The following is a 12,956-nucleotide window of genomic DNA, read 5'->3' on the forward strand; positions in this document are numbered from 1 at the left end:
CGCTTTGCGGCCCTTTCGCGACACAAGGCCGCTCCTACACAGTTGCGCGCCAGCCCATCCGGTCCATTCAGTGCAGGATCTGCGCCAGGAACGCCTTGGCCCGCTCGGTGCGCGGCTGGTTGAAGAACACCTGCGGCGGGCTGTCCTCGATGATCTGCCCACCCTCCAGGAACAGCACCCGCTCGGCTACCTGCCGGGCAAAGCCCATTTCATGGGTGACGCACAGCATGGTCATGCCCGTGCCAGCCAACTGCACCAGTACATCCAGCACCTCGGCGACCATTTCCGGGTCCAGCGCCGAAGTGGGCTCGTCGAACAGCATGATCCGCGGTTTCATGCACAGCGCCCGGGCGATTGCCACGCGCTGCTGCTGGCCGCCGGACAGCTGGCTGGGGTACTTGTGCGCCTGGCTTTCGATGCCGACTTTGCTCAGGTACATGCGTGCCCGCTCCTCGGCGTCCTTGCGTGACAGCCCGCGCACGCTGGTGGGGGCCAGCAGGCAGTTGTCGAGCACGCTCATGTGCGGGAACAGGTTGAAGTGCTGGAACACCATGCCGATGTCGCTGCGTACCTGTGCTGCCTCGCGCGTGGTGGCCGCCAGGTCGATGCCGTCCACCTGGATGCTGCCCTGCTGGGCGACTTCCAGGCGGTTGATGCAACGGATCAGGGTCGACTTGCCCGAGCCGGACGGCCCGCACAGCACGATGCGTTCGCCTTCGCGCACCTGCAGGTCGATGTCACGCAGCACGTGGAACGCGCCATAGTGCTTGTTGAGGCCTTCGATGCGAATCAGCACCGGACGCGGGTCGGGTTCGGGGGCAAGGGTGGCAAGGCTCAGTGGTGCGGTCATCTTGTTGTTCTCCCGCGTGGGTTCAGTCGAAACGGGTCGCGCTGTAAGGCGCGGGGTCGGTGAAGGGGGGCTCGCCAGTGAGCAGCTCGGCCAGCAGCCGGCCGCAGACCGGGCCCAGCGTGAGGCCGTGATGGGCATGGCCGAAGTTGAACCACAGCCCTGGGTGGCGCGGCGCCGGCCCGATCACCGGGCGCATGTCGGGCAGGCAGGGACGGCGGCCCAGCCATGGCGTGTCGTCCAGGCGCTCGCCGAGGGCCGGGAACAGCTTGCGCGCCAGGGCCTCGCAGCGGCCCAACTGGATCTGGTTGCCAGGTGCACTGGCTGCGTCGAACTCGATGCCGGTGGTCAGGCGCACACCGCGCGCCATTGGCGCCAGTACATAGCCGCCTTGGGTGTCGCAGATCGAGTGCTCCAGCTGAGCGCCGTCACGGGTGCTGTAGTGCATGTGGTAGCCCCGCTTGATGGCCAGCGGGATCTGGTAGCCCAGGCCGCTGAACAGGTCGGCTGACTGTGGCCCAAGGCAAGCCACCACCTCGTCGGCAGTGATCGGGCCGCGACGGCTCTCTACCCGCCATTGGCCATTGGCCTGGCGCAGGCTGCGCGCATCGCCATGCACGAACTGCCCGCCGCGTTGCAGGAACAGCGCCGCATAGCCACGGGTGAGCGCACCGGGGTTGTTCACAGTTTTCGGGTCGAGCCAGTGGATGCCACCGACCACGGTGGCGTCCAGCTGATGTTCACGTGCCTGCAACTGCCCGCATTCAAGGATTTCGAAGCGCAAGCCGTAGCGGCTCAGGCCCTTGGCATCGGTTTTTGCCTGCTCGAACAGCGCGGGGTCGCGGAACACTTCGATCCAGCCTTTGGCTTGCACCAGGCCTTCCAGGCCGGCGGCAGCGATCAGCGCGTCATGCTCGTCGACACAGCGCTGCACCAGCGGCAACATATCGGCGGCGGCGCCGGCCAGGCGCCCGGGTGCCGACTGGCGCCAGTAACGCCACAGCCACGGTGCGGCCTTGGGCAGGTGCGCCAGGCTGTAGCGCACATCGGGCTGGCGGTTCAGGCCGTAACGCAGCAGTGCGCTCAGTTGCCGCGGGAAGGCATAGGGGATGACACTGGAGCGCTCGATCAGCCCGGCGTTGCCGTGGCTGGTGCCGCTGCCCGGTTCGTCACGGTCGATCAGAATTACCTGGCGCCCGCGTGCCTGCAGATGCAGCGCGGTGCTGACGCCGACGATGCCGGCGCCGAGAACAAGGGTCTGGCAATGCATGAAACGTATCCTTCGGTCAGTTCAGGTGGCGGCCCAGGCGGGCTTCCAGGTGTTTCAGCAGGCGCCGCACCAGTTCGACGATCACCAGGTAGAGCACGGCGGCCCACAGGTAGATCTGGAAGTCGAAACTGCGCGAGAAGGCCAGTTTGGTCACGCCCATCAGGTCGTAGATCGTCACCAGCGAGGCGATCGCGCTGGCCTTGATCATCAGGATCAGTTCGTTGCCCAACGGGCCAATGGCCACCAGCAGCGACTGCGGCAATATCACCTTGAAGAAGGTGGTCGAGCGCTTCAGGTTCAGCGCCCGCGCCGCTTCATGCTGGCCAGGCGCAACGGCCATCAGGCTGCCGCGGAAGATCTCGGCCTGATAGGCGGCGGTGTTCAGGGTGAACGCCAGCAAGGTGCAAAACCACGCATCTCGGAAGAACCACCACAGGCCGACGTCCTGCCAGAAGCCTTTGAGCGAGCCCAGGCCGTAATACAGCAGGAACAATTGCGCCAGCAGCGGCGAGCCGCGGAAGAAGTACACGTAGCCGGCTGCCATGCGCTGCAGCACCAGGCTGCGAGACAGGCGTGCAAGGGCCAGCAGAAGGCCGAGCACAGCACCCAGGCTGAAGGAAATCGCCACCAGCTTGGCGGTTACCAGCAGGCCGTCGATGAAGCGCGGGCCGTAGCGTTCCAGCAGGTCGGGGTCAAGCACCATTGCCAGCAGTTGATCGAAGCTCATGCGCGTGCTCCTTGCAGGTGGCGGTTGCTGCGCCGTTCGATGTAGGCGAACACGCGCCCGGACAGTGCCGCGAACAGCAGGTAGCCCAGGCAGGCGACGCCGTAGAAGAACATCGGCTCCTTGGTTACGCTGACCGCCAGGTTGGTCTGGCGCATCAGGTCTACCAGCGAGATGGTCGACACCAGCGAGGTGTCCTTGAGCAGCGACAGCCAGTTGTTGGACAAGCCGGGCAGGGCGATGCGGGTCAGTTGTGGCAACAACACCTTGAAGAAACCGGTGCGCTTGCTAAGACCAAGCGCCGAGCAGGCTTCCAGCTGGCCCTTGGGCAGGGTCTTGAAGGCGGCCAGCCAGATCTCGCTGGAAAACGCGGCGAACACCAGGCTGAAGGCGATCATCGCGGCGAGGAAGGTGTTGATGAGGAACTCACCTTGGTAGCCCATGGCGGCGAGGATCTTCTGTGCGGCGATTTGGCAGCCGTAATAGATGATCAGCAACGTCAGCAGCTCGGGCAGGCCGCGGAAGACGGTGGAAAAAGTGGTGGCCCAGGCCCGTGGCAGGCGTTTGCGTGAGCGCGCCGCCAGCGCGACCACCAGGCCCAGTGGCAGGCCGATGGGAAGGCAGGCCAGGGCCAGGGAAACAGTAACCAGCGCGCCGGCCAGCAACGCCTGGCCCCAGCCTCCGCTGGCGAAAGACAGCAAGGACAATTGATCGAGCATGACGAACCTCTTGGGCAGGTTATGCGGCCTTGTGGGAGCGGCCTTGCGTCGCGAACGGGCTGCGTAGCGGCCCAGGGTTTATGCAACTGCAGAGATTGCCGGGGCCGCTACGCGGCCCTGTCGCGACGCAAGGCCGCTCCCACAGGGGGGGCGCACAACTTCCTGAAGATCAGTTGTAGATATCGAAAGCAAAGTACTTGCTGGCGATCTTCTGGTAGGTGCCGTTGGCCACAATCTGTTGCAGCGCGGTATTCAGGCGCTGGCGCAGGGCTTCGTCGTCCTTGCGCACAGCGATCGCGGCATCGGCCTTGGTGTCGGCCACGTCGCCAAGGATCTTGCAGCAATCCCCGCCGTTCTTGTTCATCCACTCGTGCAGCGGGAATTTGTCGGCAATCACGCCGTCCAGGCGGCCGGCCGCCAGGTCTGCGTTCGCTTCGTCCATGGTCGGGTACAGTTTCACGTCGGCACCGGCCTTGCCGTATACGTCTTCGGCGTAGATGGCCTGGGTAGAGGAAGACTGCGCACCGACGGTGTAGCCGACAAAGTCGGTCTGGGCGCTGTCGATCTTGCTGTCCTTGGCAACCGCCACGGTCAGGGGCGTGCGGTAGTAGTGCTCGGTGAAGGCGATCTTCTTGCGTCGCTCTTCGGTGTCGATCATCGACGCTACCACCGCGTCATACTTGCGCGCCATCAGGGCGGGGATGATGCCTTCCCAGTCCTGCGCCACCAGCGTGCATTCGACTTTCATCTGTTCGCACAGGGCATGGGTGATGTCGACATCGAAGCCATGCAGCTTGTTATCGGCGTCTACATAGTTGAAGGGCGGGTAGGCACCCTCGGTGGCGAACCGCAGGGTTTCAGCGCTGGCGGCACCCGCCAGCAGCAGGGCGCACGCACCCAGCAAGGCCATGGACTTGTTCATCTCGCACCTCATTGCACTCTTGCTATTGTTGTTTGCCCGTCGACCACGAGGTGTAGCCGACGAATTCGTTATGTAGAGCGGCAGTTGCTTCCAAGCGTTTTTCAACATCCGGTCCGAGCTTCTTGCAGACCTCGTTGACCATCAGATGCACCCACGACAGCATCGTCGAGGTGGATTCCCAGAACAGGTTGAACTCGGTGGGGATGCGGAACACCTCGTCGGCATTGGCATCCGCCCAGTCACAGAAGGTGTCGGTCACCAAGGTGACCGCAATGCCAGCCTCGCGCGCCTTCTGGCACAGCATCAGGGCATGGCGGGAATAACGGCGTGCCTCGAACACCACCAGGGCGCTGTCTTCGGCGCGGCCCAGCAGCACTTCGCCGAAGTGCCCGGCGCTGATGTCGACCAGTTGCACACCATCGCGCAGGTATTGCAGCAGGTGGCTCATGCACATGGCGATGCCGCGCTCGGTCTGGAAGCCGGCGATGAACACCCGCGGCTTGCTCGCCAGGCGTTGCGCCACGTTGTGCCAGGCGGGGCTCTGGCGGTATTCGTGTACGCGCACCAGGGCGGCGATTTCCAGCTCCAGGCTGCCGGCGTTGTCGCTGGCGTCCTGGTTCTGGCGGTAATCTTGCAAGCGATCACCCACCAGCCACGGGCCATCGCCCAGGTCGTTCTGCAGGTCTTGCTTAAGCGCCTTGAGGTGGGCATAACCCAGTGAGCGACAGTAGCGCCCGACGCTGGATTCGCTGACGCCCAGCTTGGCGGCAATGCTGGCCGAGGTCTGGAACGGCAGTTCGTGCAGGTTGGCAAGCATGTAGGTGGCGATCTTGCGACCCGAGGCAGCGGCCCCTTCGAGGCTGTTTTCCAGGCGTTGCTTGATCAGTTGGCTCATGCTGCGGCTCCAGGGGTGAGGCTTGGGAAGAAAATGAATGTTTTCTGTCATCAAGTCAATATTTGACAGATTGCTGTCACATGAAGGAAAGTTTTTGTCGTTGCAACGCTGTAGCCATTCCAAAATCAACAAGGAGCTTCAGATGTCCGCACCTTCCACCAGCACCGTTGTGCGCGTGCCTTTTACCGAGCTGCAAAGCCTGTTGCAGGCCATTTTCCAGCGCCATGGGTGCAGCGAGGCCGTGGCCCGGGTGTTGGCACACAACTGCGCCAGCGCCCAGCGTGATGGCGCCCATAGCCATGGGGTGTTCCGCATGCCCGGTTATGTCTCGACGTTGGCCAGCGGCTGGGTCGATGGCCAGGCCACGCCACAGGTCAGCGACGTGGCCGCCGGCTATGTGCGTGTCGATGCTGCGGGCGGTTTTGCCCAACCAGCACTGGCGGCGGCCCGTGAGCTGTTGGTGGCGAAGGCGCGCAACGCAGGCATTGCCGTGCTGGCGATCCACAACTCGCACCACTTCGCCGCGCTATGGCCGGATGTCGAGCCGTTCGCCGAAGAGGGCCTGGTAGCCCTCAGCGTGGTCAACAGCATGACCTGCGTGGTGCCGCATGGTGCACGCAAGCCGCTGTTCGGTACCAACCCCATCGCTTTTGCTGCGCCTTGCGCCGAGCATGACCCGATCGTTTTCGACATGGCCACCAGTGCCATGGCCCATGGCGATGTGCAGATTGCCGCGCGTGCCGGCCAGCAATTGCCGGAGGGCATGGGGGTGGATGCCGATGGCCAGCCAACCACCGACCCTAAGGCGATTCTGGAAGGCGGCGCCTTGCTGCCATTTGGCGGGCACAAGGGCTCGGCGTTGTCGATGATGGTCGAACTGCTGGCGGCGGCACTGACCGGCGGTCATTTCTCCTGGGAGTTCGATTGGTCCGGGCATCCGGGGGCGAAAACGCCATGGACCGGGCAGTTGATCATCGTCATCGACCCAGGCAAGGCCGAGGGCGAGCGCTTTGCCCAGCGCAGCCGCGAACTGGTGGAGCAGATGCAGGCTGCCGGGCTGACCCGCATGCCGGGTGAGCGGCGCTATCGTGAGCGCGAGGTGGCCGAGGAGGAGGGGGTGGCGGTGACCGAGCAGGAGCTGCAAGGCCTGAAAGAGCTGCTTGGCTGATCTGGCCCGTTCGCGGGTTTACCCGCAAAGAATCCAGCCCTCATCCCGGTCATGCAATGTTGCATAGACAACCTTGCACAATAGTGGATGTTCCTGAGCCCGCTCTGCGGGTATGCTCAGGGCTGACTTTCCGTACCGTCCTGATCCAAAGGAGCTGCACGCTGTGTTCAAACATGTCGATGCCTATGCCGGCGACCCGATCCTCTCGTTGATGGAAACCTTCAAGGCCGACCCGCGCGCCGACAAGGTCAACCTGAGTATTGGCCTGTACTACGATGAGGCCGGCGTGGTGCCGCAACTGGCGGCGGTGGATGCGGTGGAAAAACGCATTGCCGGTCAGGACCACGAAGCCTCTCTGTACCTGCCGATGGAAGGCCTGGCCAGCTACCGCCAAGCCATCCAGGCGTTGCTGTTCGGTGCTGATCACCCGGCCGTGACCGGCGGCCGTGTGGCCACCGTACAGACCGTGGGGGGCTCCGGCGCCCTGAAAGTCGGTGCCGACTTCCTCAAGCGCTACTTCCCGCAGTCCGAAGTCTGGGTCAGCAACCCGACCTGGGACAACCACCGCGCCATCTTTGAAGGTGCAGGCTTCAAGGTGCACACCTACCCGTACTTCGACCAAGCCACCCGTGGCGTGGACTTCGACGGCATGCTGGCCACCTTGCAGAGCCTGCCGGCCAACAGCGTGGTGCTGCTGCACCCGTGCTGCCACAACCCTACTGGTGCCGATCTGCAGCAGCACCAGTGGCAACAAGTGGTCGAAGTGGTCAAGGCGCGCCAGCTGATCCCGTTCCTCGACATCGCCTACCAAGGCTTCGCCGAAGGCCTGGTAGAAGACGCCTACGCTATTCGCGAAATGGCCCGTGCCGGCGTGCCGTGCCTGGTCAGCAACTCCTTCTCGAAAATCTTCTCGCTGTATGGCGAGCGGGTGGGCGGCCTGTCGGTGGTGTGCGATGACGAGGCCACTGCCCAGAGCGTGCTTGGCCAGCTGAAGGCCACCGTGCGCCGCAACTACTCCAGCCCGCCCAACTTCGGCGCCCAGCTGGTTGCCGGCGTATTGAGCGATGCTGGCCTGAATGCCCAGTGGGCCGAAGAAGTCGAAGTGATGCGCAAGCGTATCCTCGACATGCGCCAGGCGCTGGTCGATGCCCTGGCCGTGTTGCTGCCGGGCCAGGATTTCCAGTTCTTCCTGCGCCAGCGCGGCATGTTCAGCTACACCGGCTTCAGCGTCGAGCAGGTACGTCGCCTGCGTGACGAGTTCGGCGTGTACCTGATCGACAGCGGCCGTGTGTGCATGTCTGGCCTGCGCCCGGCCAACCTGCAACGGGTTGCCGAAGCGTTCGCTGCCGTTCAGAAGTAACTCGCCAAGGGACCAGCCACGGCCCCTCCTGTGGGGCGCGGTTGGACTTTGTGGGAGAGGCCTTGTGTCGCGAAAGGGGTGCGGAGCGCCCCCACGATTGCAGCTTTGCCGCTGACATTGCTGGGGCCGCTTTGCGGCCCTTTAGTGACGCAAGGCCGCTCCCACAGGCCGCTCCCACAGGCCCCCAGGCCGCTACATTCCATCGAACGGCTCCAGCCGTGCCTTCCGCTTGTAAAGACAAGTGCAACCGCTCCTCGGAAAAGGGCTTCGCAAGTGCAACCTTTCCGTGCACAATCGCGCCCCTCTTTTCCGGTTGAGTTGGGCGAAACGTCTATTTCGCCATTCTCAGCCTGTTGCAGTCTTGCGAGTGGAGCTTCACCCGGAATGAATGAGCAGGCCCCAAGCGTTGAACAACGCTTTGCAGAATCGACCCCCGCCGCCCTCGGCACCTGGGCGCGTCACGACACCACCTGGATGCTGGGCCTGTTCGGCACAGCCATCGGCGCCGGGACACTGTTCCTGCCGATCAACGCCGGCCTTGGCGGCTTCTGGCCGCTGCTGATCCTGGCCGTGCTGGCCTTCCCGATGACCTATTTCGCCCATCGCGGGCTGACCCGTTTCGTCCTTTCCGGGCGCGATGGCAGCGACATCACCGAAGTGGTCAAGGAGCATTTCGGCATCACCGCCGGTGCCTCGATCACCGTGCTGTACTTCTTCGCCATCTTCCCGATCCTGCTTATCTACAGCGTGGCGCTGACCAACACCGTGTCCAGCTTCATGGAACACCAGCTGCACATGCAGCCGCCGCCACGGGCAATCCTGTCATTCGTGCTGATCCTCGGTCTGCTGGCCATCGTGCGCTGCGGGGAGCAGGCCACGGTCAAGGTCATGAGCCTGCTGGTCTACCCGTTCATCGTTGCGCTGGCGTTGCTGGGCCTGTACCTGGTGCCGCATTGGACCGGTGGCATTCTCGACAGCGCCACAGAGGTGCCGCCGGCCTCGGCCTTCCTGCACACCTTGTGGCTGGCCATTCCGGTAATGGTGTTCTCGTTCAACCATTCGCCGATCATTTCGGCCTTTGCCGTCGACCAGAAGCGCCGTTACGGCGAGCACGCCGATGAGCGTAGTGGCCAGATCCTGCGTCGTGCCCATCTGCTGATGGTGGTGATGGTGCTGTTCTTCGTGTTCAGCTGCGTGCTCACCCTGAGCAGCGCCCAACTGGCCGAAGCCAAGGCGCAGAACCTGTCGATCCTGTCGTACCTGGCCAACCACTTCAGCAACCCGACCATCGCATTCGCTGCACCGTTGATCGCCTTCGTGGCCATCGCCAAGTCGTTCCTCGGCCACTATATCGGTGCCAGCGAAGGCCTGAAGGGCATCATCGCCAAAACCGGTGCGCGCCCAGGCGCCAAGGCCCTGGACCGCGTGGTTGCCGCACTGATGCTGGTGGTGTGCTGGATCGTTGCCACGCTCAACCCGAGCATTCTCGGCATGATCGAGTCGCTCGGCGGCCCGATCCTCGCGGTGCTGTTGTTCCTGATGCCGATGTACGCCATTCGCCGTGTACCGTCCATGCGTAAATACAGCGGTGCGGCGTCCAACGTGTTCGTCGTTGTGGTCGGGCTGGTTGCGCTGACCTCGGTGGTGTACGGCCTTCTAAGCTGATTCACCCGTTTCATTCAAGAATGCCCGGGTCGCTTGTCGCCACCCGGGCATTTTTTTGCCTGATCAAGGTTTCAGCAGCGTTGCATTCCATCGTCCTTGGTGCATGCAAGCAGCCACCCTCCGCACAGGCTGGCCACCACGAACAGCACGCCCAAGCCTGCCGGTAGCTCGCTTTCCAAACCTGCGACCACACTGCTCGTCAAACCGGCACCGGCGAACAGCAATGTCGTATTGAGCGACGCTGCCGCACCTGCCTGACGCGGATAGCGCGCCAAAGCCTGGGTCGTTGCGGCGGGGCGTACCAGGGTTGTCCCGGTGGTACAGGCAATCATCGGCAGTAGAACCCCCAGCACAGATAAACCTGCCACCCATTCCCACATCAAAAGGGTGATGCCCGCAGTACTTATAAGCAGCAAGCCTGCTTTTATTTGAGCTTGCGGGGTTACGCGACTGTTCAAGTAGGTCGCAGCCATGCCGCCGACAATGTATGCCAACCCATAGCCGATAAAGACCAGAGAGAATTGATAGGCCGTCAGCTCCAGCCTGCCCATCAGCAGCAAGGGCGCTATGACGATAAAGGAAAAATGGCAGGCAAAGGCGAGGCTGGAGAGCATGGAATGCGCGAGATAGTCCGTGTCTCGCAGCATCACCCGATAACTGGACATACTTGGCGCTCGGCCATGCGACGCAGGTGTGTCATGGAGCAGCACACACGATAAAAGTGAAACGATTGCAGCGATGATCACGAATACCGTAAAGCTCGCCTTCCAGCCAAAGGACTGTTGAAGAAAGGCACCTGCCAGCGGTGACAGTGAGATGAACAACCCGCTCGCGCTTGTTAACAGGATGCGCATGGCATTGCGTTGTGTACCGCTGTAGAGGTCCTGCACAAGCGCCTGGCCTAGCACGAGGCTGCCGCAACCCAGGGCCTGCACCAAGCGAAAGGCCATGAACGTTTCATAATGGGTTGAAAATACGCAACCGAGCGCCCCCACAATGGATACGCTCAACCCAGCGAGCAACAAACGCTTGCGCCCGATGCCATCCGACAGTGGGCCGATCACGATTTGCGCCATGGCCACACCGACAGCAAAAAAGCTCACTGAGTACGCAATCTGTTTTGTGTCGACCCGAAACTCATCTGAGAGCGCCGGGAATGATGGGAGGATCACGTCCAGAGGAAACACACCCAGCAGACTTAACAAAATCAGCAACGTCGAGCACAGGTGGCGCCGAAGCGAACCAGTGGGGCGGTTCATGCTATCAACCCCGCCGATTGGAATTGCAAGAAATAGCCTTCATCATCCAGCAAATCAGTGTGCTGAATTGCTCGAAGTGTCGGCCCGCAAATCTCGATCATTCGGATCGTCCAGTTTGCCTCCATATAAGCAGAAATTTCGTCTCCTAGGTCTGGTCGGTTTCTGAGTAGCATTCGCAAGCATGATAGGTCGGGCTGGCAAAAAGCTATGAGCACCTCAGGTAAAATTTGAGCCACATAGTCCTTCTCCATCTTGGAAATATTTCGCCACAAGCTGACGAAACACTCGGAAAAGAAGACTGCATGGCGGCCTTCATCATGCAAATGATCCCTTAGCATGTTCGTCACTGGGCCAACGAGCGCCTCGCTAGATAACTTAAGGAGTTCGTGAGTGATCAAGGTTTCTGACACAAATCCGATGCAGAAGCGGGTTAAACATTCGAACGCGGGAGGGCTTTTATCTATAACACGATCTAGCCTATCTAGGCGAGCGGGCCTGATGCGTACTAAGTTGAAATGCTGTGCTACGTGATCTGCAATATCTTTTGAAAATAATGCGTGATACGCTTCATCCGCGTATATTTTTAAAGCGATGCGGCGCTCATTGTTCTCAAAGTATTTCTTCAGGCTTCCAGTTACAATGCAACGTACAGCCTCATTGACATGCGTCATCTCTAGTGCTGTGGTATAGTCCATAAAATATACTAGATGAGATGCATGTGCGATCAGCAATTCTTTTTTGGGAAGGGATTTTATTGCATCATGAGCCAGTGCTGGACTGAGTGCGATGGGGAACCATAAGCCGGGGTCTGTCTGAGCGAAATCCGCTTTTGTGAATTGATAGGCGTAGGGTCGCGAACGGACAGCGCTGGAGGAGTGCCAATTCCGAAACAAAGTTATACTGCGGTTGGCTAACTTGTTCATATGTCAGCTCGCCTCGGTTTTTTTCAAGATGGACTTTAGGCAGTCGGGAATGGCGGACCCATCACTGTAGCCGCAGCCGACAAAGAAAAGGACCTGCTCATTCGCGTTTATAGGGTTCAGCAGTGGTTCAATCAAGCACTCATTCAATGCGCCAGTTAGCCAGGTATTCATTCCGCAGGCGGTAGCAGCCAGCTGAAAGGTCTGTGCCACATGGCCTATCTCGATCAGTGCCATCCGATAAGCACGCGAATGTTCGTACTTCCACCACAATTTATCGAATCTGGAGGTAAGGAATAATCCCACTGGTATATCGTTGGCGAAATGTTGTCCAGAGAGCAAGTCACCCAATCTTGGAGGCAGCGGATTACGCCAGTATAACTGATGCATGTGAGGGTCATACCGGTAAATTCCTGGCGCTATACCTTCGACATTCGCTATGTATACATAGCCTTCGGTGGCATTCAATCCTCCTGCTGATGGGCTGCAACGCCGCTTGTTGAATTGCTCAATCCCTCCTTCTTCATGATCCAGGGCTCGAGTGTCAATAAAGCCTAGCGTGTGGTGTAAAATTTGCCCTAGTTCAGCTATTGGAATTAATGAGCGATGAAAGTTTCTCACGGTTGCCCGCCGCCCGAGAATTTTATCGAACTCACTGGCGTTGCTTGTGGTTGGCAGTTGGATGCCTGCTGTTGGCTCATCGGCGGCGGCAGGAGATATTTCACTCAATACTTCATTGCAATGTTCCAGGTATTGGTTGGCCCATTGATGCGTACTGGTTGGTTGATCGTCTAGCGGTATGTTTTTGGTTCCAATATGAAAGATTCTAGAGAGAATGTCCCATCCCCAAGCGTTTTCATTCGTTGTGCGGTCAGTGATTATCTCGCAGCGCTTCAGATCTTTGAGTGTGGGATCAGTTGGGTCATTGCAGGGGTGGCCGTAAATGATCGATATCAGTTTTTCTGCGTGCTCGGCTGAAAGTTCATACTGCTTGTGATTGTTGAAGTCCCAGCAGATCAGAGCGTTATCCTTGGCGATAAAAAAACAGTCTCTGCTTACCATTTTTCCTCCTTTGGCTAAAGCGCAGGCCGGCACTGCGCTTCAGCATTCATCGGTTAAGGCTTACTGGCTCTTTTTGACCAGAAGGGCCAGGTTGGCCAGTTTTGTAGACTCCATCTTGATGGTTTTCATATTTGAATCTCCATTT

Annotated in this window: 12 protein-coding genes; 3 read left to right on the plus strand and 9 right to left on the minus strand. The window is 60.4% G+C overall.

The window, feature by feature from the left end:
• Positions 1 to 67 precede the first annotated feature (67 nt).
• From ACF8FG_RS13490 to ACF8FG_RS13515, 6 genes are all read right to left on the minus strand, one after another.
• Complete coding sequence (locus ACF8FG_RS13490) at positions 68 to 850, minus strand: amino acid ABC transporter ATP-binding protein (protein ID WP_010954443.1); 783 nt, start codon at positions 848 to 850, stop codon at positions 68 to 70.
• 22 nt (positions 851 to 872) lie between these two features.
• Positions 873 to 2,117: an FAD-binding oxidoreductase gene (locus ACF8FG_RS13495; protein WP_014590688.1), complete on the minus strand. Its 1,245-nt coding sequence runs from the start codon at positions 2,115 to 2,117 to the stop codon at positions 873 to 875.
• Positions 2,118 to 2,133: 16 nt separating this feature from the next.
• Positions 2,134 to 2,844, minus strand: coding sequence for an ABC transporter permease (locus tag ACF8FG_RS13500; protein ID WP_003247716.1), 711 nt, complete (start codon positions 2,842 to 2,844; stop codon positions 2,134 to 2,136).
• Positions 2,841 to 3,560 (minus strand): ABC transporter permease, encoded by a 720-nt coding sequence (locus tag ACF8FG_RS13505; RefSeq protein WP_003247720.1) that lies wholly within the window; start codon positions 3,558 to 3,560, stop codon positions 2,841 to 2,843. Before ACF8FG_RS13505 ends, ACF8FG_RS13500 begins: the two co-directional genes overlap by 4 nt.
• Positions 3,561 to 3,729: 169 nt before the next feature.
• Complete coding sequence (locus ACF8FG_RS13510) at positions 3,730 to 4,482, minus strand: transporter substrate-binding domain-containing protein (protein WP_014590689.1); 753 nt, start codon at positions 4,480 to 4,482, stop codon at positions 3,730 to 3,732.
• A gap of 22 nt (positions 4,483 to 4,504) precedes the next feature.
• Positions 4,505 to 5,377, minus strand: a complete 873-nt coding sequence (locus tag ACF8FG_RS13515) for a MurR/RpiR family transcriptional regulator (protein WP_012052078.1) — start codon at positions 5,375 to 5,377, stop codon at positions 4,505 to 4,507.
• A gap of 142 nt (positions 5,378 to 5,519) precedes the next feature.
• On the opposite strand from ACF8FG_RS13515, the gene ACF8FG_RS13520 reads away from it, so the two are divergent.
• From ACF8FG_RS13520 to ACF8FG_RS13530, 3 genes are all read left to right on the plus strand, one after another.
• Positions 5,520 to 6,545, plus strand: coding sequence for an Ldh family oxidoreductase (locus tag ACF8FG_RS13520; protein ID WP_014590690.1), 1,026 nt, complete (start codon positions 5,520 to 5,522; stop codon positions 6,543 to 6,545).
• A gap of 163 nt (positions 6,546 to 6,708) precedes the next feature.
• A complete protein-coding gene (locus tag ACF8FG_RS13525; protein WP_003247729.1) occupies positions 6,709 to 7,905 on the plus strand; it encodes an aromatic amino acid transaminase in 1,197 nt (398 codons plus the stop codon).
• A 384-nt stretch (positions 7,906 to 8,289) separates the two neighbouring features.
• Positions 8,290 to 9,570 carry a serine/threonine transporter gene (locus ACF8FG_RS13530; RefSeq protein WP_014590691.1) on the plus strand — a complete coding sequence of 427 codons (1,281 nt, stop codon included), beginning with the start codon at positions 8,290 to 8,292 and terminating at the stop codon, positions 9,568 to 9,570.
• A 71-nt stretch (positions 9,571 to 9,641) separates the two neighbouring features.
• Here the strand turns inward: ACF8FG_RS13530 and ACF8FG_RS13535 are convergent, their stop codons facing one another.
• Genes ACF8FG_RS13535 through ACF8FG_RS13545 form a run of 3 tightly spaced genes read right to left on the minus strand, consistent with a single transcriptional unit; the run spans position 9,642 to position 12,811 of the window.
• A complete protein-coding gene (locus ACF8FG_RS13535) occupies positions 9,642 to 10,829 on the minus strand; it encodes a Bcr/CflA family efflux MFS transporter (RefSeq protein WP_041166953.1) in 1,188 nt (395 codons plus the stop codon).
• On the minus strand, positions 10,826 to 11,752 hold the full coding sequence (locus ACF8FG_RS13540) for a diiron oxygenase (protein WP_076403170.1): 927 nt from the start codon (positions 11,750 to 11,752) through the stop codon (positions 10,826 to 10,828). The genes ACF8FG_RS13535 and ACF8FG_RS13540 overlap by 4 nt, the downstream gene beginning before the upstream one ends.
• A gap of 3 nt (positions 11,753 to 11,755) precedes the next feature.
• Positions 11,756 to 12,811 carry a SagB family peptide dehydrogenase gene (locus tag ACF8FG_RS13545; RefSeq protein WP_041166954.1) on the minus strand — a complete coding sequence of 352 codons (1,056 nt, stop codon included), beginning with the start codon at positions 12,809 to 12,811 and terminating at the stop codon, positions 11,756 to 11,758.
• Between the last annotated feature and the right edge of the window lie 145 nt (positions 12,812 to 12,956).

This window comes from Pseudomonas sp. YQ_6, from assembly GCF_043103245.1.
GTDB lineage: Bacteria > Pseudomonadota > Gammaproteobacteria > Pseudomonadales > Pseudomonadaceae > Aquipseudomonas > Aquipseudomonas alloputida.